This is a genomic window from Desulfogranum marinum, assembly GCF_963675105.2.
GTDB lineage: Bacteria > Desulfobacterota > Desulfobulbia > Desulfobulbales > Desulfobulbaceae > Desulfogranum > Desulfogranum marinum.
Map to the genome: position 1 here is coordinate 514,838 of NZ_CAXXRO010000002.1, position 21,067 is coordinate 535,904.

20 protein-coding genes and 1 tRNA gene are annotated in these 21,067 nt (G+C 45.1%); 8 read left to right on the forward strand and 13 right to left on the reverse strand.

Annotation, left to right across the window (positions count from 1 at the left end):
• Positions 1-66 precede the first annotated feature (66 nt).
• Positions 67-837: a peroxide stress protein YaaA gene (yaaA, locus tag ACHZCY_RS03070; RefSeq protein WP_205221399.1), complete on the forward strand. Its 771-nt coding sequence runs from the start codon at positions 67-69 to the stop codon at positions 835-837.
• A gap of 143 nt (positions 838-980) precedes the next feature.
• Here yaaA and ACHZCY_RS03075 read toward each other — a convergent pair whose 3' ends face one another.
• Complete coding sequence (locus ACHZCY_RS03075) at positions 981-1,412, reverse strand: NINE protein (RefSeq protein WP_205221400.1); 432 nt, start codon at positions 1,410-1,412, stop codon at positions 981-983.
• Positions 1,382-2,434 (reverse strand): beta-N-acetylhexosaminidase, encoded by a 1,053-nt coding sequence (gene nagZ / locus ACHZCY_RS03080; RefSeq protein WP_205221401.1) that lies wholly within the window; start codon positions 2,432-2,434, stop codon positions 1,382-1,384. The genes ACHZCY_RS03075 and nagZ overlap by 31 nt, the downstream gene beginning before the upstream one ends.
• A gap of 262 nt (positions 2,435-2,696) precedes the next feature.
• Here nagZ and ACHZCY_RS03085 point away from each other — a divergent pair, with 262 nt between their 5' ends.
• A complete protein-coding gene (locus ACHZCY_RS03085; protein ID WP_319547781.1) occupies positions 2,697-3,698 on the forward strand; it encodes a GGDEF domain-containing protein in 1,002 nt (333 codons plus the stop codon).
• 84 nt (positions 3,699-3,782) lie between these two features.
• Here the strand turns inward: ACHZCY_RS03085 and ACHZCY_RS03090 are convergent, their stop codons facing one another.
• Complete coding sequence (locus ACHZCY_RS03090; protein WP_205221403.1) at positions 3,783-4,184, reverse strand: pancreas/duodenum homeobox protein 1; 402 nt, start codon at positions 4,182-4,184, stop codon at positions 3,783-3,785.
• Between the two features lie 148 nt (positions 4,185-4,332).
• Between ACHZCY_RS03090 and ACHZCY_RS03095 the strand changes: the two genes are divergently transcribed.
• From ACHZCY_RS03095 to ACHZCY_RS03110, 4 genes are all read left to right on the forward strand, one after another.
• Positions 4,333-6,540, forward strand: coding sequence for an ATP-dependent helicase (locus ACHZCY_RS03095; RefSeq protein ID WP_319547782.1), 2,208 nt, complete (start codon positions 4,333-4,335; stop codon positions 6,538-6,540).
• Positions 6,541-6,766: 226 nt separating this feature from the next.
• Positions 6,767-8,059, forward strand: a complete 1,293-nt coding sequence (locus ACHZCY_RS03100) for a bifunctional folylpolyglutamate synthase/dihydrofolate synthase (RefSeq protein ID WP_319547783.1) — start codon at positions 6,767-6,769, stop codon at positions 8,057-8,059.
• A 13-nt stretch (positions 8,060-8,072) separates the two neighbouring features.
• A complete protein-coding gene (locus ACHZCY_RS03105) occupies positions 8,073-8,372 on the forward strand; it encodes an HNH endonuclease (protein ID WP_205221405.1) in 300 nt (99 codons plus the stop codon).
• Positions 8,373-8,560: 188 nt separating this feature from the next.
• A tRNA-Arg gene (locus ACHZCY_RS03110) sits at positions 8,561-8,637 on the forward strand.
• Between the two features lie 375 nt (positions 8,638-9,012).
• Here ACHZCY_RS03110 and ACHZCY_RS03115 read toward each other — a convergent pair.
• The 9 genes from ACHZCY_RS03115 to ACHZCY_RS03155 all read right to left on the reverse strand — a co-directional run bounded on the left by ACHZCY_RS03115 (position 9,013) and on the right by ACHZCY_RS03155 (position 17,195).
• A complete protein-coding gene (locus tag ACHZCY_RS03115) occupies positions 9,013-9,192 on the reverse strand; it encodes a thermonuclease family protein (protein ID WP_394713362.1) in 180 nt (59 codons plus the stop codon).
• A gap of 96 nt (positions 9,193-9,288) precedes the next feature.
• The gene (locus ACHZCY_RS03120; RefSeq protein WP_319547784.1) at positions 9,289-9,945 is read right to left on the reverse strand and encodes a GntR family transcriptional regulator; all 657 of its coding nucleotides are present in this window, start codon (positions 9,943-9,945) and stop codon (positions 9,289-9,291) included.
• 64 nt (positions 9,946-10,009) lie between these two features.
• A complete protein-coding gene (locus ACHZCY_RS03125; protein ID WP_319547785.1) occupies positions 10,010-11,269 on the reverse strand; it encodes a Zn-dependent hydrolase in 1,260 nt (419 codons plus the stop codon).
• A 57-nt stretch (positions 11,270-11,326) separates the two neighbouring features.
• Complete coding sequence (gene allE, locus ACHZCY_RS03130; protein WP_319547786.1) at positions 11,327-12,097, reverse strand: (S)-ureidoglycine aminohydrolase; 771 nt, start codon at positions 12,095-12,097, stop codon at positions 11,327-11,329.
• 67 nt (positions 12,098-12,164) lie between these two features.
• Positions 12,165-14,234 (reverse strand): aldolase/citrate lyase/malate synthase family protein, encoded by a 2,070-nt coding sequence (locus ACHZCY_RS03135; protein ID WP_319547787.1) that lies wholly within the window; start codon positions 14,232-14,234, stop codon positions 12,165-12,167.
• Between the two features lie 69 nt (positions 14,235-14,303).
• Entirely contained in the window at positions 14,304-15,032 is a 729-nt protein-coding gene (locus tag ACHZCY_RS03140; RefSeq protein ID WP_319547788.1) for an amino acid ABC transporter ATP-binding protein, read from the reverse strand.
• The gene (locus ACHZCY_RS03145; protein WP_319547789.1) at positions 15,013-15,669 is read right to left on the reverse strand and encodes an amino acid ABC transporter permease; all 657 of its coding nucleotides are present in this window, start codon (positions 15,667-15,669) and stop codon (positions 15,013-15,015) included. The genes ACHZCY_RS03140 and ACHZCY_RS03145 overlap by 20 nt, the downstream gene beginning before the upstream one ends.
• Complete coding sequence (locus tag ACHZCY_RS03150) at positions 15,666-16,334, reverse strand: amino acid ABC transporter permease (protein ID WP_319547790.1); 669 nt, start codon at positions 16,332-16,334, stop codon at positions 15,666-15,668. Before ACHZCY_RS03150 ends, ACHZCY_RS03145 begins: the two co-directional genes overlap by 4 nt.
• A gap of 60 nt (positions 16,335-16,394) precedes the next feature.
• On the reverse strand, positions 16,395-17,195 hold the full coding sequence (locus tag ACHZCY_RS03155; protein ID WP_319547791.1) for a transporter substrate-binding domain-containing protein: 801 nt from the start codon (positions 17,193-17,195) through the stop codon (positions 16,395-16,397).
• Between the two features lie 597 nt (positions 17,196-17,792).
• Between ACHZCY_RS03155 and ACHZCY_RS03160 the strand changes: the two genes are divergently transcribed.
• Complete coding sequence (locus ACHZCY_RS03160; RefSeq protein ID WP_319547792.1) at positions 17,793-18,581, forward strand: IS5 family transposase; 789 nt, start codon at positions 17,793-17,795, stop codon at positions 18,579-18,581.
• 297 nt (positions 18,582-18,878) lie between these two features.
• On the opposite strand, the gene ACHZCY_RS03165 is transcribed toward ACHZCY_RS03160, so the two are convergent.
• A complete protein-coding gene (locus tag ACHZCY_RS03165; protein ID WP_319547793.1) occupies positions 18,879-19,277 on the reverse strand; it encodes a hypothetical protein in 399 nt (132 codons plus the stop codon).
• Between the two features lie 700 nt (positions 19,278-19,977).
• Between ACHZCY_RS03165 and ACHZCY_RS03170 the strand changes: the two genes are divergently transcribed.
• A complete protein-coding gene (locus ACHZCY_RS03170; protein WP_319547794.1) occupies positions 19,978-21,015 on the forward strand; it encodes a hypothetical protein in 1,038 nt (345 codons plus the stop codon).
• Positions 21,016-21,067: the final 52 nt, after the last annotated feature.

Consider the following 21,067-nt stretch of genomic DNA (forward strand, 5'->3'; position numbering starts at 1 on the left):
CCGCACCCTTTGCCTCCGAGCTGAAAGTGATTTTAACACTCTGTTAACGCATAAAAAAATAAAAAAATGTTTATTCTCTCACCGTCTAAAGGACAGGATTTTGACACCCCCGTTTCAGGAAAGCCTGCCACTGTGCCTGTTTTCCTTGATAACTCCCAGAAACTGATTGACTTGCTCAGAGAGTATTCAGTCGAGGAATTGCGCGACTTAATGCAAATAAGTGAAAAAATAGCACAGCTGAATGTTGACCGTTATCAATCCTTTAGCCAGCCGTTTACCAAAGACAATGCAAAACAAGCCATCTTTGCCTTTACCGGTGATGTGTATCGGGGCATTGCAAGCGACAGTTATTCAGCAGAAGATCTCCAGTTTGCCCAGGAACATATGCGAATTCTCTCCGGACTATACGGATGTCTGCGCCCCCTGGATTTGATTCAGCCTTACCGGTTGGAGATGAAAACCAGACTGGCAAACGACAAAGGACCCAATCTGTATACATTCTGGGGTAACAAAGTTGCGGAGGCCATTAACACAAGTGCGGCAAACAGCGATTCTCCAATCCTTTTTAACCTTGCCTCAGTCGAATACTCCAAGGTGATAACCAGAAAAATACTAAAAATACCTGTGGTGGATATCCTCTTTCAGGAAGAAAAAGAGGGCAAGTTGCGGACAATCGCTGTGTTTGCAAAACGAGCCCGTGGTCTTATGGCTGATTACATGATCAAACAACGCGTTACTACGCGGAAAGGGGTACAAGCGTTTACCACCGATAAGTATGCGTTTGCCCCGCATCTTTCCGATGATAAACGGTATGTTTTTACACGTCCACAACCATAGGCCATCTTGCATAATTGCCTTTTTGCCCAACCTTTTATTATACTTATAAAATTAACCTCGGAATAGTAGTTATATGCCTTTGGTAATTTTTTAAATATGTCTCAAATTTGTACAAAAATTCACTTATTCAAGATACCCCATAATCAGTTGGGGGAAACTATTGTTCCCGACCCCTGGCTTTTTTCATGGTTAAGCACGGTTATCTGGTCATTTATTGTCCACATGTCATAAATGTAGCCAAGTCCGAAGATGCCGAAAGTCAGCAGGTAGATAATACCTGTAAACCATTTTCCCATATACATCCTATGGATGCCGAATAACCCGAGAAACACCAGCAACAACCAGGCGACTGTATAGTCAATGGGGCCTGCTTGAAAACGAATATCTGCTTCTCTTTCCATTTTCGGGATCAGGAATAAATCAACCAACCAGCCTATGAAAAAAAGGCCCAGTGTAAAAAAATAAATGGTGCCGGAAATTGGCTTACCATAATAGAAACGGTGCGCACCAAGAAAACCAAATACCCAGATAATGTACCCAATAACTATACTGTGGGTCGGTTGTTGTTCTTCCACGGACGTTTTCCTCCTATTTTTTGTTTTAAATACCAGATATTTCGTATTGATTGCTCTATTCGCTCTTTACTCACCCTGCCCTGTTTCAACAATTCAGTGACCGCATCAATCCCTTGTTCTACAGCATTTTCCTGGTTACATAGATTATTGCCGATAACCAGCATGTCAACACCTGCCATCACAGCTTCCTGCACTGCCTGGCGATAGGACCACCGTTTACTGATAGCTGTCATCTGCAGGTCATCACTAAATACGACGCCTGAAAAACGCAGATTTTCGCGCAAAAGATTATTGATCATCAATGGCGAGAGGGTAGCTGGTTTACCTTGCCGGTCAAGACCACGATGGACAAGGTGTCCGGTCATTACGCCGTCACTGTATCCGTTGCTGATTAACTCTCTGTATGGCTCCAGTTCAATTTCCTGCCAATCTTCTGTGATATCTACAAAACCGAGATGTGAATCATTTTTAGAACTTCCATGACCTGGAAAATGTTTTATACAACACCCTATTCCGTATTTATGGTGCTGTTCGATAAAAAGCCGGGCATGGGCAACAACCTCACTGACATTGGTGCCAAAACTGCGCTCAAATTTACCGATTATAGGATTGTTAGGATTCAGGTTAAGATCAACCACAGGTGCAAAGTTCAAATTAATCCCATGGGCATGAAGCGTCTGTGCCAACAAGTCGGCCTGCTGTCTGGTTGCATCAAGCCCCTCTTTTGCCATACACGCGGCACTGCATATGGGTGGGAAATTGTTATTTTCCTTTAGCCGGCACACTTTTCCGCCTTCCTGGTCCACCGCAATAAAGAGTGGTGTTGCAGCCAAAGAATGCAAGCTGTCAACAAGGCGGGTTAATCCTGATGGAGAATCGAAGTTTTGTATTGCACCGGAAATATTGCGATCAAAAAGGATAACACCGCCAAGATCACGATCTTGTATACTTTTTACAATCCAATCTGTTGGCTTAAGTTCGCTACCGCGAAAACCCACCAGAAACATTTGTCCTATGTTCATTGAATCACCTGTATATGTTGAAAAATATCTCTTTCTGCTGATTCAGCGTGTCAAAAATAAGTCATTAATATATATAAAAACGCTCTTTTCTTTGTCATATTTATGACTTTGCCGATGGCTTGATTTTCTAACGTTGCCCTGTTTTATATAACCTCTTGTTATTTAACAGTAAAATTTACATGCAACATAGGCATCAATTTAGCAAGAGCAACCGTGAAAGCATTGAAAACCGGATACAATTTTACCAAATAGGACATTGGCCATGAACGCAGCTGTTGTAACAAGCCGGCAAGACCCAACGCTGACTAAAACCGTTGACACGCTCCTTTCCGAACTTGAGCATTATCGGAAACAGTCTGAATCATTGCAAAAGGTAAATATTCTCCATCAACGTTTGTCCGGCGTACTGGACTTACCGACAATGCTGGAAACATACTCCATATGGATGATGGAGCATATTCATCATGACCTGATAGGGTATTACAACCCAAGTCATGAAAAAATGCATATGTATTGTTCAAGTCATGGTCCTGAAAGACGCCACGCCGTAAAAATAACAGAGCATCTTCTCAGGCAGAGTGCCCATGCTCCTAAAATGCAACACGTCGAGGACCTGTTCACATTCACCTGGCATTCGCAACTGGAAGCAACCAGCGGAACTTTTGTGATGATCCGCAAAGGTGTTGCATTCACCCAATCTGAAACAGCCTTTCTTGAACAAACGTTTGCCATTGTTGATGCACCTATAAAAAGAGCACTGGAATTTGAAGAAGTATTTTATCAAGCCCGCAGAGATACACTTACCAATCTGCCCAACAGGTTTGTCTTTGAAGAAAGGATTGATGCTATTATTGAGCAGGCAAAACGATATAAGCACCCACTGACATTAGCTGCTCTCGATCTTGACCATTTCAAGGCTGTTAATGATACAATGGGCCACCTGGAGGGTGATAAAGTGTTGCAACAGGTTGCTGCAGCGCTGAATCAGGAGATTCGTGGTTCTGATTTATTAGTCAGGATGGGTGGCGATGAATTTTTGGTTGTGCTGCCGGATACGAACTTGCGTGAAGCCGAATACCTGGCCACACGCCTCTGTTCTGCTGTCAAAGCATTGAATATCTCAACCAGTGCCGGTATGCTGGGTGTCAGCATCGGGCTTTCTACGTGGGATGGTGAGATGAGCAAAGAGCAATGGTTTGAAGCCGCAGACGATATCCTTTACCAAGCCAAAGCAAAAGGTAAAGCAAAAATAGCCGTCAACTGATCCTTTTCCACCCACCGGGAAGTGACTCAGGTTAAAAAAAACCTGTCACCTCCTGCAGCCAGGGGAGCACTACAGTAAGCTCCCCTACTCCACCTTTTTCACCGCTATCACCAACGGTATTGAGTGCAAAGCACTCTGTTGCTGTTGGGTGGCGCCAAGTTTCCACTCCTCGCACATATAATCGTCACCCATTAGGGCATCGATATCCTTTATCAACCGGGTAAGATTAATAATCGGGTGCCGGGTAAAAACATCAGGTAAACCATAGGTTAGGTTGCATGCCAGACACTTGCCTGGACGTTCATGTAAATCCAGGGTAAAGTGTAAGGTCTCGTCTGCGCTATCATAACGATTATACGCAAGACGAATATCAAAAGCACCCTCTTCCGCGTCGCCAAAAAGAGCTTCAAAGAAGTCATTACTTCGCTGTGGAGGAAATAATTCGGCTAATTTTTCTGCGGTAAAATATTCGGTAAATAAATCCATAATTCGTATAAATATCCCTTATGTGCGAACCCTATAAAACAGCTAATAAAAAGCCATCCTGATCTAAAAAATGATAGAAGTGTAAAGCGAATTATATCTAATCTGTCTTTATTATAGTGTCAACAGCCATTGCTTCTCGTGATTTGCTATGGTACGTATTGCCCCCATGCAACAACACTTATTTGAACATACAGAGCAAACCCAAGATTCTGCATCCGGAATGACTGCTACCACAGATCTCAATCCTGCCCAGCATGCTGCCGCCACCCATGATGATGGTCCGGTACTTGTGATTGCCGGTGCAGGCAGCGGCAAGACGCGAACCCTGGTCCACCGAATGGCGTATCTGCTCAGCCAGGGGGTACCACCCGAGTCAATCCTGCTGCTCACCTTTACCAGAAAGGCGGCGCAGGAAATGCTATGGAGGGCGGGTCAACTAACCGATCATGCCTCCCAACGGATTGTAGGCGGCACCTTCCATGCCACTGCCAATATCCTGCTCCGTCAATATGGGCACTACCTTGGCTTTGGGCCGCGTTTTACCATCATTGACCGTGGCGATGCCGAAGGGATCGTTAATCTTCTCAAGTCTTCCCTGGGACTTTCCGGAGCCGGAAAACGATTTCCCAGTAAACGGGTGATTATCAACCTTATTTCCGGTTCGATTAATAAATCGCGCAGCATAGAAGATCTGGTCTATGAAGGTCATGTCCACCTATCAGAATTTCTAGAAGATTTTCACGCAATCCATCAGCATTATAATCAGTTTAAGCAGGATCATGGACTCATGGACTATGATGACCTGCTGGTTAACTGGCAAAGATTGCTCAGTGAATCCACGGAGGCAAAACAAGCCATCTGTAATCGCTTCCAATATGTGCTGGTTGATGAATACCAGGATACAAACCTTATACAGGCTCGTATTATTCGTCTGCTTGCCTCCAGCCATGACAATGTGATGGTGGTTGGCGACGATGCTCAGTCCATTTATAGCTTTCGCGGTGCTGATTTTTATAACATAATGCGTTTTTCGGAACAATTTCCAGGCACTGATGTCATAAAGCTGGAAGAAAACTATCGCTCCACCCAGCCTATTCTTGAACTGACCAATGCTGTTATCCGCAACGCCGAAGAAAAATTTACCAAGTCCCTGTTCTCCAGTATCGAAGGCGGTGTGAGACCCACAGTGTATTCTGCAAAAAATGAAGCAGCAGAAGCACGCTATATTGTCAAGACAATACGCAAATTGCGGGAAGAAGGGACACCTGTCAATGAAATCGCTGTCCTTTTTCGTTCCGGATTCCACTCCTACAAGCTCGAGATGGAGCTGACCAGTCACTACCTGCCCTTTGAAAAACGCGGCGGTATGCGATTGACCGAATCCGCGCACATAAAAGACATCCTTTCATTTTTCAGGATTCTGGTTAATCCGTGGGACAGTCTGTCCTGGAACCGGATATTGCTCCAGCTTGATAAGGTAGGTCCCAAGACTGCTCAAAAAATCATTAATTTTATCAAAACATCCGACACGCCGACAGCTGCGCTCTCGCAGTATAAACCAGGCAAAACCTGGAAAAACGGGTTTGAAGCATTGCTGGCAACCTTACAAGAGATAGACCAGCCGGATCTCCCTCCTTCTACCATCTATGACCGGGTTATAGAGTACTATCTGCCTGTTTTTGAAAAAATTTATTACGATGACTACCCGAAACGGCGGAAAGAACTGGATCAGATAAGTGCTCTTATCGGCGGATATGGCGATCTCCAATCGTTTGTTGATGATACTGCGCTTGATCCACCAGAAAACGTTGCCAACACAGCAGACAAGGAAGATACAAGCCAGCTGATCATTTCCACCATCCATTCATCCAAAGGCTTGGAATGGGATGTGGTTTTTGTTATGGGACTTGCCGAAGGCAGGTTTCCCCATCAAAATGCGACCCCTGGCAGCCAGTACGAGGAAGAAAGACGACTGTTGTATGTGGCTGCCACCAGGGCCAAAAAACAACTCTTCCTTACCTACCCATGTGAGCTTGTCACTCCAGACAGACAATTCCGTCGCACAGGCATGTCTCCGTATATTCGCGAAATACCTCAAGGCCTGTATATAAAAGACCAAGGCACCCCAGCCTACGGAAACAGTGCACTCCCAGATCCCGGGGATGTGCCTCGACCTCTCAAAAAAACTCAATCTGCCCGGCAAACGTTTACCACAGGCATGGTTGTCAATCACTCCTATTTTGGAAATGGCAAGGTTGTCAACATACCTGGTCCTCGCAGGGTGGAAGTCATGTTTGACCGCCACGGAACCAAAATTTTACATCTTGATTACGCAAAACTAGAAATTATAGATTAGGGGAACTCTTCAGCAATACAACTGTGGTCCCGGCCACTATTTGAAAAGAAACTTGCATAATCGGATGATAAAAATATTAAAAAAAGCAAAGTAATCCTAGTCACTTAATCAGTATTAGCTCGCGATCATTGCACACGCGCCTGGAGCAGTACTAAAGTTACGATATTTTCTACCTTACTTTCATTTCCAGCTAAAAGCCGATTGCTTATTTTACCCGCCGCTATCCATGCACTATTCTGAAGCCTGCACCTATCTCAACGAGCTGCAATTTTTTAAAATCAAACTCGGCCTGGAGGCTGTAAGCAACCTCCTCCGAAAGCTTGGCAGCCCTCATACTACCTTTCCTACTGTTCACCTTGCCGGGACCAATGGCAAAGGGTCCGTTGGTGCTACGCTGCTCAGTCTCCTCAGCCATAATGGGTATAAGGTAGGCTTTTATTCCTCCCCTCATTTGTCCAGTGTCCGGGAACGTTTTTGCATCAATGGAGAGCCTATTGATCGCCATAGCTTTGCCGAACTTGCTACCACCATTAGAGATACACTGGGCACGCAACACATAACCTACTTCGAATTTACCACAGCCTTGGCCTTTCTCTGGTTTCAGCAGCAAGGGGTGGATATAGCGATTATTGAAACCGGCCTGGGCGGCAGGCTCGATGCAACCAATGTTATAACTCCGCTGGTTTCGGTGATCACCACCATAGATCTTGATCATCAGGAGTACCTCGGCAACACCCTTACCCAAATTGCTGGAGAAAAGGCAGGGATTATAAAAAATACTGTTCCGGTGTTATCTGGCGTGCAGGACCATACTGCCCAACAAGTCATCAAAGCCACTTGCCTACAAAAACAAAGCCCGCTCTATACCCTGGGTGTTGACTTTACCTGCCAATCAATAACACCAACTGTTTTTACCTACACCGGTATTAATGGTGTCCAGTTCAAGGAACTGCACAGCGCACTACAAGGTAAACATCAACAGACTAATACCTGCCTGGCACTTGCAACCGCAGAGCTACTCCAGCAAAACGGTTTTCATCTGGCCGAGGAAAAAATTGCCGAAGCCCTGCAAAAGACCAGCTGGCCTGGCCGCATGGAAACTGTTGTCAGTGGTGATGGGCAGGATAAACGTCATTTCCTCCTTGATGGCGCCCATAACGAAGCCGGCATACAAGCGCTTAACTACACCCTTCAAGATTCGTTTAACGGCAAAAAAATCATACTTATCTGGGGCAGCATGGCCGACAAGGACCTCGGCCCAGCTTGGCTTGCTCTGCTTGAAAAGGTTTCTGTTATTGTCTTAACCCAGGCAGAAACAACCCGGTCTGCAACCGCAGAACAGCTTGAAGAACGGGTCCCTAAGCATTATCATTCAAAAGTACGCTGCAAAACCGAAGTAGACAGCGCACTCGGATATGCTGCAGCGCACACTACCCCGGAAGATCTTATTTTAATCGCCGGTTCCTTGTACCTGGTCGGCAAGACAAGAGAATTGCTTCTGGGAAAGAATACTTTATAAACAAAAATATATAATGGTAGATTATTACAGCTTAGGTGGGATCGACGATTCCATTATCAAAGCAGAACGAAAAAAAGCCAAACAGTTGCGCAGTACCCGTTGGTGGCAGCAAAAAACATCCACTGAAACCTGCTACTATTGTGGAGAAAAAGTCGGCTTTAAAAACCTGACCATGGACCATGTAATTCCGCTTGGCAGAGGTGGAAGAAGCACCAAAGACAACCTGGTTCCATGTTGCAAGGAGTGTAATAATAAGAAAAAATCTCTTCTCCCGGTCGAGTGGGACGAGTACATGACTCACCTGCACAAATAATCATCACCAAGGTAAAAATGTAATACTGTTTTCCATACACCAGTAGTAAGCAACGCCTGTAAAGAAGTACCGGCACTTGCACATTCTTTCGTTTACATGCGATTGCAACCAGTGTATATAAACTTCACTTTGAATTGTGTGCAGTTCAACTAACATTTTCTTCTGTAGCACACTGTTGCATCATCTTTGGGCGGGTAGCTCAGCTGGATAGAGTGTCGGCCTCCGAAGCCGAAGGCCGTGGGTTCGAATCCCACCTCGCCCACCAGTAACTTCAAGCACTTAGCGATATTCTTGCTAAGTGCTTTTTCAATTCAAGCATGCTTGTCCCGCTCCTGTCCCGCCTACTCCACAAAAGACGCGCTACCTTCACCTGCTCATACCATTACACTGTAACGGTGGTTACCACCCACAAACCTAAAAAATCTACGCGTGGGGGATGTTACCCGGCAGCAATAGCCGCCTCTTTGATCTTAAACCCTTCTATGCAGTTCTTGCAGTTGTAATGCTTACATGATGTCCGGTGGAAGGTCTTGCTCTTAACATTTCCACGAGAGGGTCCGGCTACACTATAAGCTTTAGAATTTTTCGCGGTGCGTTTCTGCTTACTCCATCCCCAAGGTGGGATAATATCCGGATCTTGCTACATACACTTTTCCTGATACCTGGCAAGGGCTTCGGTTTTTTTCCAATCTCTGCAGAAACTCTTTTTGCAATACTTGCTATACACCCAAGCATAACCTTCCTGAACTAAATAATTATTCAGGCTTTGCCCGTTTACGTCAACCAGCGCAACAGTACACCCGTACCTGTCTGTGGTTATTGGTTGTTACCTCTACCTGCCGCGTACGTACAAGCGTATTGGTCGCCTTTTTTGCATTAGCCTAGCTTCACCGCATTGAGATGCTCAATGATAAGCTTAATATTCAGTGGAATGAACAGCGACCGATTTCATTTTTTCAAAATGAGCTCTGATACATGTTATAGCCAGTTCAACATTCTCCTCTTCTATCGCATCTAGCAACGCCAAATGCTCCTGGTTGGCGTCGTTGATTCTCCCTGCGCTTTGGATGGCCTGGATTGAAATAACCTGAATAAGATTTTGTAGGTATGAATAGAGTTTAGGTAGTCGTTGGTTGGGACTCAGGGCAAGGATTGCATTATGAAATTTACTGTCGGTTGCAATAAAGACCTTGGAGTCAGTACTTGAAGAAATCTCTGCGAAATTTTGTCTGAACTCAGCTACCGGGAAGGTGGCAAGTCTGCTGCCCGATGTTTGTAGGGCATAAGTCTCCAGCAGCAAACGTAAATCTAGAATATCTGCAGCATCTTCTGCTGAGATTTGAACCACCGAATGACTGGTACGCGGAGTGATGATAATTAAATCATCCTGCGCCAATTTATGTAAAGCATCCCGAATGGGGGTAACGCTTAAATTTAGTCGGCTGGACAGGTCATCTAGAACTATTCTTTCTCCCGGCCCGAGCTCACCAGTGAGAATCATGGTTTTAATCTCATCATAGGCAATCTCCCCCAAATTGGGACGTGGCCTTCTGCTTTTCTTATCAGCGCTCATTCAGCTTCACTCAGGGTAAAATTAATGAATTGACAACGGGTCCCCAAAAATTGCTTTTTATTCTTCAGACAATTGTCCCCCGGCGCCCATCAACCTCGTTAGCGGTCCTGACGATACAATGTAGTAATACATCCGCTCCTGCCGCACAATCGTCATAGGAGGTATCTTCACTCGGCGAGTGGCTTTTACCGCCAATACTGGGCACAAAAATCATTGCCCCCGGAGCAACTTGGTTAATGTAGAGCATGTCATGGGAGGCACCGCTGTACATTCTTTTGGAACTAAGGCCGACTTTATCCGCACTTTCTTCCACCATTTTGGTCAGGCGGGGATTAAAATCAGCCCGCTGTTCCTGCCAGATCTGTTGAATATTGACACGACAATTTTCCTCTTCGCTAATCTCTGTAATGACCTGCTCCACCTCTCTGCAAACCCTGCTGGTAGCATCCTGGTTCCACCCTCTTATATCAACCGTAAAGCGGACTTGGCCAGGTATGACGTTTCTTGAATTTGGGTTCACATGCAACTCGCCAATCGTTGCCACAAGATGCTCTGTCTCAACAGCCAGCCTACGTATTTCTGCTGCCATCCGACAAAAAGCCTGCAAGGGGTCTCTGCGCTCGCTCATCGGTGTAGAACCGGCATGATTTGCCTCGCCTTTTATCTCAATATCATACCAGTGGGGCGATACTATACCTTCAGGGATGCCAATGCTGATCTTTTCCTTGTCAAGCACCGGCCCCTGTTCAACGTGTAGCTCAAATGCAGCATGAAGGGGCAAAGAGGGACCAACAGCATCACCTGCAAACCCGATCTCTTGGAGTGCCTGCTTCAGGCTGGTGCCAGTTTGATCCTGCAATGCATACATATCTTCCCGTTCGAGTTTTCCACACCACACTCCTGAACCAGTGCAACCGGGAGTAAAACGGGTACCTTCCTCGTTGGTCCAATTAACCACGATAAAATCGCGCTCCAGCTCAATATTATTTTCGTTCAACACACTCAGTATCTCCAAGCCGGCAAGGACCCCCAAAGTGCCATCAAACCTGCCCCCGTTAGGCTGGGTATCATTATGTGACCCTGTGAGAACTGGAGCCAGCTCCCTCCTCTTCCCCGGCCTGATTGCAAAGATATTACCAATGGCATCAATCTTTACCTCGCACTGCTCTTCTCCAAACCAGCGAATCAACTGCTCACGTCCCAACTTATCTTCATGACTCAAAGCAATGCGGGTAATGCCTTGACCGACAATTTTTCCAAAGCCTGCCATTATTTCAAGACGCTCCTGCAAGCGTTTTTTATTGACTCTTATATTCTGCAGCATCACATTTTATTATATATAGTTTACGTTCAAAGTGCACCTAACTAAATGAAATTCATATTATATTTCAGGGTCACGGTTGCAATCTTTAGAGTAAATATAGGTCAAACGGCCTCTACCTGTCGCATAAACAGCCTGCTGAACAAACGGCCCGAAAAAAATAAAATCTTCTTTTTCCACCTGTATCCATTCTTCCCCAAGCAGATAAATACCCTCACCTTCATAGATATAGGCGCCATGCTCCTGAACGTGTGTCTCAACAAAAGGATGACAGCCCGATGGCAGAAAGCTTAGTGTATGCATGTTCATGTCAAAGCTTAGATCTGTTGGCAAGAGATCGCGCACAAAAACATTTTCCATGTCATCATAGATCTGTTCATCTATCTCGTTAATATTTCCGACAACATCATGGGGACGTTTTTCTTCAAACGGGATATAACGTTGCTTATAGAGTAAAAAGCGAACAGGCTTCTCTGTCCGATTAATAAATGAAAGATTGCTGTCCGGTGATGAGTATGCATAGCCACAAGGCTTTAGGATGTATTGGCTACCATTCAGCACCACTTCCATTTCACCTTCCGGATCAAGGAGAAAAATAAAACTTTCTATATTGTTATCATCTGCAAAGGGTTTTACGGTTCCGCCGCCTGGATGGGCCGTCCCTATATACTGCACAAAACTCGCTCCCATTTTAGGAGAGGCAATAATGGACATATCACAGCCTTCAATGTTTGGGATAACGTTTTTCACCCTCCCTTGAGGAGGAATTACCGCATATTGACCTGGTTTTATCACTGCTCTTGTCTTTAAAAGTCCTTCTGGGTAACCCATGATTGCTCCTTTATGCTGTGCTCATATGATGCTATGAGATATCTTGCCTGATAGTAATGTAACTTCGTTACTGTACGAGTTTCCTGAATTCCAAACAGTATGCTTCTATATCTGACTCAAGTGTGAATTTTTCCTTATCGATCTTGCAGATCTCCTGCCAGGGATCTGTAGATGCCTGAATCTCACCAATGGTGAAAGGAAGCAGTAACTCGGTGGCAAACTCAACCGGTTTGCTATTAGTCATCATCTGGAGGATAAGCCTGAGCGCCACCGGGTACCATTTACCTGTCTGCGCATTCCATTTCACCTGAACTCGTTTCGTCTCCCCCTTTTGATCTTTTTTTATACATTGTAACTCTTCATGGGCGATCTCAACTAACCGTCTTCGACCAAAACGGCCATGATATACCTCATGCCACACTTCCCACCTTGAGCGCTCTGCAGTAGCAAGATCATCCATGATGCGTACAGGTTGTCCTTCTAGGGCTGCAGGCAGAGCAACACAGCCATTGCCAGTAAGCCAGTCTGTTATGTACTGCAGACTTTGAAAAACATTGTACCGAACTTCTGCCTCATCGTTGCTTGGATTCTGCTGTGATTCAACAAGGTCTGCAGCCAGAAGAGCCCTGGGGAAATTGCTGCACGATGCATCCAGGCCGTTAATATCTTTTCCGTATACAAAGCGTAAAATCTCTTCATGGTACTTGGGCTGCAGCAGGGATCGGACCAAATCATCCATTGATGCCTGATCCCCTTGCTGATATTCATTCCATGCCTGCATCAGAGCCATTCCGACACGAACGAAATCAGGATGGGCCACCCAAAATCCATTCAAATCGCGTTTTAGTTGGGTCACGACATCCCGAATAAAGCCCTTGATGGAAACCTGGAAGGAATCACTTGTTATATCAACTGAATCGGGAAGCACACCATACATGCCTCCGACTTTGATTCCCCCTCGTTTACCAACCACATTGGCGAGCAATTCATGACTCGCCTTGATGTATTTAATCACGATATCCGGATCGCTTTTGACTGGGATTCGATAGTTATGGTCCTCTTTAAATAACCTTGCCGTCGCAGCAATGTAATCGTGCCATCCCAAGGATGCCCCTGCGAAATAGGGTGCTAGCGCATCCATTATTTCATTCACCCGAAAAATCGCCCGTGGATTTTCAATTACAATCATCAGGCGAATTGTTCCTAGCTCATACTGGGGGTGACGATCCTGGATCAGTGATTCCGCAGTGGATATGAGTGTTCTCAGGTATCTTGCCTCTTCCTCATTTTCCAGCTTTGGGATGTAGAAAACCAGAGCCTTTGGATTATCCCAGCAATGGTATAGGTGAAGGGCAAAATCATACACATGCAGTGGAATCGGATTGTCTTGATAAAAAAGAAAATAGGAGGGCAATGCTATCCCCGGAATTCGTTTTATAGGCAGGGAAGATTTATCCTGAGAGATTGTATACTCTCTACCCTGTTCAACGACCGTAAGAGATCTATCAAAACACTGCGTCAAATTCTGGCTGGCTAACATCAGGTCGTGGCGTAAAGGTGTTTTTGAATCCTCATCATCTGCACCCCACTTGGGCCTGCTCTCCGATTTTGCAAGAAGCCGACTTATAACTTCTGGTTCTTTTTTAAGCTGTCGATAAAATGCGTTCATGGCATTAATTGACAACTTAGCAGAATCAGGTGGCCCGAAAAGCGTCACATGGGGGGGTGCCAGCCATCTTGGTATTCTTGCAACCTGCGCGCCTTTGCCTCTGAAATAGTGGTCGGAAACAGGCCCGACTACAACCCTGTCCTGGTGATCTCGTAACCCGATAACGGTGGCATAGGTATCTGCAAGATAGTTGATATCCTGTTGTTTGTTCTTTTCAAGGCACTTGGTGGTCTCGGTATCAATAAATTCCCGGTCTCTATCTCGCTGCTCAAGGACATGAATTAAATCATTTTTTGTCTGCTGGTAAAGCTCGCAAACAAACTGCAGGCTATTATCGTTTTCAAGACCTGTACACGAGCCAATTTCAGCTAAACCTGGTACACCTGAGACAGGAGTAGCCCGATCAAGGAGGTAGCTGAGGCAGGAATCCGACAAAAAACGAGTAAACGGAAGTACTTCACGATTCATGGATGTTCTCTTTTATGCAATACTGCAGGTTTCTGTTCAGAGTCGAGTAAAAACCTATCAGGGTTATTGTTAAGAAACCGATTTGACAAAGGATGCCAGCTCTGGGGTACGGGGATTGGCAAACAACTCGCGGGGACTCCCCATTTCATGTACTTTGCCCTGGTGCATAAATACCAGGGTATCTCCGACCTCACGAGCAAATCGCATCTCATGGGTTACCATGATCAAGGTCATCCCTTCAGCTGCAAGACGCTGCACAACCTCCAGCACCTCGCTCACCAATTCCGGATCCAGGGCTGATGTAATCTCATCACAGAGCAGGACCTTGGGTTGCATTGCAAGGGACCGTGCGATGGCAACCCGCTGCTGCTGCCCCCCGGATAATTGATCGGGAAAGGCATTAAACTTATCAGCAAGCCCGACCCGCTCAAGCACATCTTCAGCAAGCTCGCGAACTTCTCGTTTAGACACCTTTTTTACCACTTGAGGTGCCAGCATTACATTCTCACCGGCACTGAGATGGGGAAACAGGTTGAATTGCTGAAAAACCATGCCCACTTTTAACCGGAGAGGAATAAGGTCTGCCTTGAGGCCGCTTACCCTTTCGCCCTCGATATTGATGACCCCATCATCAAATGACTCCAGCCCATTCAGCACCCGAAGCAGAGTACTTTTTCCCGATCCGCTACGTCCAATAATGGCGACGACTTCGCCTTCGTTAACTTTGAACGTGACCCCTTTTAACACTTCGAGATCACCAAAACTCTTATGTAGTTCTTCAACGTGAATGAGTGACATGCAACCCTCTCTCTACGCGCCGGGCAAATGCCGACAGTGGAAAACAAATTAAAAAATATCCCAAAGCAACTAACCCATAGACAAGCAGCGGTTTAAATGTCGCATTGGCTATCATGGTGCCGGTTTTTGTTATTTCCATAAAACCGATAATGGAAGTAACGGCAGTACCCTTGACCACCTGAACGGAAAAGCCGACTGTGGGTGGTAGAGAAATCCGAACCGCCTGGGGTAGTATGACATAACGCATCTGCTGCCAACGGTTCATTGCAAGGCTCGCAGAAGCCTCCCATTGGCCGAAGGGGAGAGACTCAACACATCCCCGCCAAATCTCGGCAAGATAAGCACTGGTAAAGAGCGTCAATCCGATTAGGGCAGTAATGATTGGTGAAATATCGATCCCAATGAGCGCGAGGCCGAAAAAAAGTAAAAACAGCTGCATGAGCAAAGGGGTACCCTGGAAAAACTCAATGTATAATTTGGCAGCAATCTGTAAAAATGGCTTTGGTGAGATCCTGGCGAAAAGTGTTACCATTCCGGCTGTACTGCCGAGAATGAAAGCAGCAACAGAAAGACCTGCTGTCCACCCCATACCTATTAGCAGGTGGGAGATGATGTCCCAAAGAGTAAACTGAATCATGCCCGCCTCCCTTCAATAAAATACACACCGATCAACTGGAGACATTTTCTCACCATAACTGCGAGCGCCAGGTACATTAAGGTACTGGCAAAGTATATCTCAAAGGCCCGAAAGGTTCGTGTCTGTATAAGATTTGCCGCGTAAGTCAGCTCCTGGGTGGCAACCTGAGAACAGACAGAAGAACCCAGCATGACGATGATGATCTGACTACAGAGGGCAGGCCATACATTTTTAAATGCCGGTCGCAAAATCACATACCGAAGTGCCTGCCAACGATTCATAGCAAGAGATTCAGCAGCCTCAAGGAGTCCTTTGGGAATCGATACAACCCCTGCCCGGATAATTTCAGAAGAATAGGCACCCAAATTAATGATCATCGCCAGTATCGATGCCTCCGAACCGTTTAGCTTTACCCCAAGTGCCGGGAGGCCGAAGAAGATAAAGTACAACTGCACCAGAAAGGGGGTATTGCGAATACATTCGATATAGACGGTAAAAAAAGGTGATAAAACAGGCAGTGACCAGGCACGGGACACTGCCCCCACAGTACCCATAGCGATTCCAACAATTGAACCGATTGCTGTCAGCATCACTGTCAGTGCTGCACCCTTTGCCAGTAACTCCCAGTTACTAAGAATGGCTTCAAAGGAAAATTGGTACACCATACTGAAGGCCTCCATAGAATGAGGGGAGTGGCAGCCACTGAGGTGACCGCCACGTTCTGCTTACAGCTCCTGGGGAAGTTTGATGTGGAGCCATTTCTGAGAGATAACCTCAAGAGTACCATTTGTTTTTGAGGCAGCAATAATCTCATTGAGTTTGCTCATCAGCTTGGATTGCTTCTTATTGATACCGATGTAACAGGGCGAATTTTTAATGAGGAACTTTGATTCCAACATTTTAGTAGGTTTTTGCTCATTAATGGAAGCCGCAACAACGTTGCCTGTAGCAACCAATTCCACCTGACCAGAAAGGTAGGCAGAGATGGTTGAGCTGTTATCTTCAAAACGTTGAATCACAGCTGACTTTGGCGCAATTTTTGTGAGTTCAAGGTCTTCAATGGAGCCACGGGTTACAGCGATTGTTTTTTCCGCAAGATCAGCGGCTTTTTCTACTTTTGCATTCTTTGGCCCAAATACACCGTTAAAAAATGGTGCATAGGCATCAGTAAAATCGATAACTTTCTGGCGATCGGGGTTTTTACCCAATGAGGAAATAACCAAATCAACTTTACCTGTAGTGAGGTATGGGATCCGGTTAGTACTGGTCACCGGTACCAATTCAAGTTTGGCGCCAAGTTCACCAGCTATTAAGGCTGCCATGTCAATATCATAGCCAATGGGCTTCATATCCGTCCCAACAGATCCGAAAGGGGGAAAGTCTTGAGGGACAGCTACTTTAACTACTCCGGAATTCCCAATTTTTTCCAGAGCATCTTCTGAGCCCTGTGCATGTTGCGGCGTTGCAGCCAAACCCAGGCCAAGTGCAAAAGTTAAGCAAAGGGAAAGAAGTTGTCGTTTCATCATTTTTCTCCATGTATTAATTTCGTGTCCACTTTAATTAAGCTTCCAAGCATAACTAAATGCTAAGCAGCTACACTAAAAAGCATCTTACATGTTATAAGATACAAGATAAGTAGCATGTTTTGTGCCAAAACGGCCTCAACGTGTGACACCCCATTAATATGGTTATAATATACTAATATTATGGTATTTTTCTGAGTACCTGAGAGGTGGTTGGAAAGAAAGCATCTTGCAGCATGACAACATGCTTGCTACCTTATTGTGTGTATTTGTTCAAATTTGAATTTAAAAATTACATAAATGTAAGCTCAGAAGTTTTTTCTTTAGGTTAATGACCTTCTCTACAGAGTGACTCGCTCTCAATTTGTTGTGTTTTGGAGAAATCCGCGCAAGAATAAAAACAGAACAGGAGTGGGGAGATTTCGTTATCTGTCAGGCATTATGTCTGTCAGGGTAAGCTCTAAGAAACACTAAGGGGTTTCTCGAATAATTATTACAGCAAAACGAGCGAGAGAAGTGTTTTAACTGTCTGGAATATTGATATTATGTTATGCTTTTCCATCATCTTCTAAGCCGTTTTTTTTACTTGATGGAGCCGACATGTTTCAGCCAGGATTCTTCGACCTTGATAATCGGATGCGTAAAATCGACAGCAACGGTGACCCGCTTACCAAAATCAATCAAGCTGTTGATTGGGAAATCTTTCGTCCTGCACTTGAAAAGGCTCGACAGAAGCCCCGTAAGTCTGCAGCGGGACCGAAAGGATATGATGTCATATTGCTCTTTAAAATTCTTGTACTTCAGTCTCTGTATAACCTTTCCGACGACGCCACCGAATATCAAATTCTCGATCGCCACTCTTTTTGCCGTTTTCTCGGGTTGCACATAGGGAGCAAAGTTCCGGATGCAACAACTATATGGCTTTTTCGTGAGGATTTGAAAAATGCTAGGATAATCGAAGAGTTGTTTTCTCAGTTTGAAGTGCACCTGCAGGAGTGTGGCTATACAGCCCTGAAAGGGCAGATAGTAGATGCCTCTATTGTGAAGACTCCGATACAGCCCAATAGCCGTGAAGAAAATGAACAGATAAAGCGCGAAGGCAAGACCCCGGTTCAATGGGGTGAGAACAAGCGGCGTAGAAAAGATGTTGACGCTCGCTGGACCAAGAAGAACGGCAAATCCTTTTTTGGCTACAAAAATCATATTTCCGTTGATGCTAAGCATAAATTCATCCGTGGCTGGAAAGTAACTGACGCTTCCGTCCATGACAGCAATGTGTTTGAGGAAATACTTGCGGAAAACACGAATCGTAATGTCTGCATGTCGTCCTGGCCTTGGAGCAGCTTGGCTGGCATGATCACCGGGCTTCGTGGTAAGGAGAGAATCTGAAAAAAGGTACCGTCAAAAGCGACCAGATCTTTGTCTATCAACAGGTTGCGGGCAACGATATAGTCATCCAAAGACAGGCAGAGCAAGGAACATATTTTGTCATAGTGATAATAGGAAAGCCCCTGACGGTCAGCCACAAGCACCAGGAAAAAATACAGGAGCAGTTCATGGTGGCCGAGGCTGGTAAAATAGCCGCTTCGTAGAAAACGGTGGGCGATCCAGGCGAAGCTGCCATCTATTTTCCTGATTCGATCGTAAATAAGCGGTTTTCTGTTGGTCATGTGCCCCTCCATGATGTCAAAATGATGTATAATTGGCTCCTGAAAACCGCCTTCCATATCCCCGCCGGGGAAAATGCTCCACAACCAACCCCACTCTGCCGCAAAAGTGACAGCAGGGAACGGTAAACGGGTGACGTTGAGGCAATCTATCATGAACAATGACAGGTGTTGAAGATGCATCATCCACGGTTTTTTCAGCACCTTGCATTCTTCGCCTTCTTTCCGCTTGTCGGTGGGCCTCCTTACCTTTTACGGTCCTGCGATATCTTTGCTGGGCTAAACGGTGGGCTTCTCGCTGGGAACGGTGCCGACAGAAATCACAACAGTAAGCCTGTCCTCGCCAGCAGCTTTGGCAGATATAAAAAGTTCTGCCGCAACGCCTGCATAAAACAGCCTTCAGTAAGATGATCTCCATGCTTCCGCCTTGAAGAAAAACGGAAGCCGTGGTTAGATAAAGGCGTTGGTGGGGCTTCCGTATTAACGGGGTTCCGTAGAAAGGCTCGAAGTGGCAGCTTCGGGCCTTTCGTCCGTTATGACTACTTTCCCGTTATTATCGCTCAAGAAAAGGAAGAAAATCCAAAGAAAAAGGAGGAAGAAGAGGTAACTGATTTTAACTGCAAAAACAGAGAAGAAAAACAAGCAGGGAAGAAAAGACGCAACATAACTCAACTCGCAACATAATTCCTGTTGCTCTTAAGGTGGGATGAGGTGAGGAGTCGGTCACTGACCTTGGGAATCAAGATCAGCGATGGACAGGAAACATCTTTACCAAGCCAGACTGGTGATTGTTAGATATTACCAACACCCACCTTAATCTTTCTCGATTTTGTTCAACAAATCATACCAACTCCTCTGACCGTAAACCTTTTTTCTTACCCCACTATTTTTTAATCATACAAATTGGTGCTTGGTTCATATCCACCAACTCAATTGCGCCATATGCACCAACTTCCTCTTCAAAGTCATATTGGAATAAACATAAATATATTGAAATTTGATATATTAACAGATAGTTGCAAGCAAGTTACGATAACGGCATAGAAAATGCCTAGTTTTCACGAAGAAAACCTTTCATAAAGCACCTTATTATTAACCACATAAACGCTGGAGGCAGTATGAACAGGAAATTTCTATTATTACTTGCAACTGCAACGCTACCTTTAACTGGCTGCTCAAGCTTGCCTCATGCAACTATTGGATATTATTTGCCAAAAAGTCAAGCAGATATCACGGTGATAAGAACAGTATCATGTGATGCTAATCAAAATCCTATCATTGCTAACGCGGTAATACCTTCTGTCACTCACGCCGCATCTGATAACAAAGATGATTTTGTCTTAATCGATCTATCTAAAGTCAGAGGTGCCTTTTCTGATAGCGACGTGAAGTTTGATTTTTACGACGATGGACGTCTACAATCTTTTAATTCAATAAACACAGGCCAGGGGGAAGCAATATTAAAAACAACTATCTCAATTGGAGCTGCTGCTATTGCCCTCGAATCACCTGAAACCGATATAGAATCTCCGTTTATAAAAGAGTGTAAATTCATAAAGGACACTGGAAAAGGTGATCCTTTAACAATCAAATATCATGGATCCTTGAGCCTCAACAATAATAGTCTTCAAGCTATCACCCCAGATCACTCTAGTACCTTTTACGAAAGCAACCTGCGTAATATACTTGGAAAGTTATTTGGGCAAATAGGAAGAGTGCCTAGTTCAGCAAATATACCAGTTCTGTATGAGAAAAAAGATCATGATGCAGTACTAAAAGCTCGCCATCCCGGCATAGTTAACATCGGTGTTCTGGTTAAAAATAGCATGTCTCCAGCTACTGATAGTAAAATATGGAAAGGCGACATTCACGTCTCGCAGTTTGGCACTCTTTACGATATCCCCATTCCTAAACCAGCTTTATTTGGCAAAACTACTTTAGCAACTACCTTTTCAGAATCGGGGGCTCTTACAAGCATTCAGTACGCTGGGGAGTCAGGTACCAGTCAAGCACTAAGCGTATCTGATGCATTGTTAGCAGAATTTGAAAAAGAGACAACTGCTGAAGAAGCAAACCAAGTAAAAGCTGAAGCGGACCTAATCGCTCAGCAGCAACGATTAGTTAAGTGCAAAGCAAATCCAGAAAAATGTGAGTGAATGACAGTTTGACCTTATCTGGAGGATATCCCTACTTTAATAATTATCGATA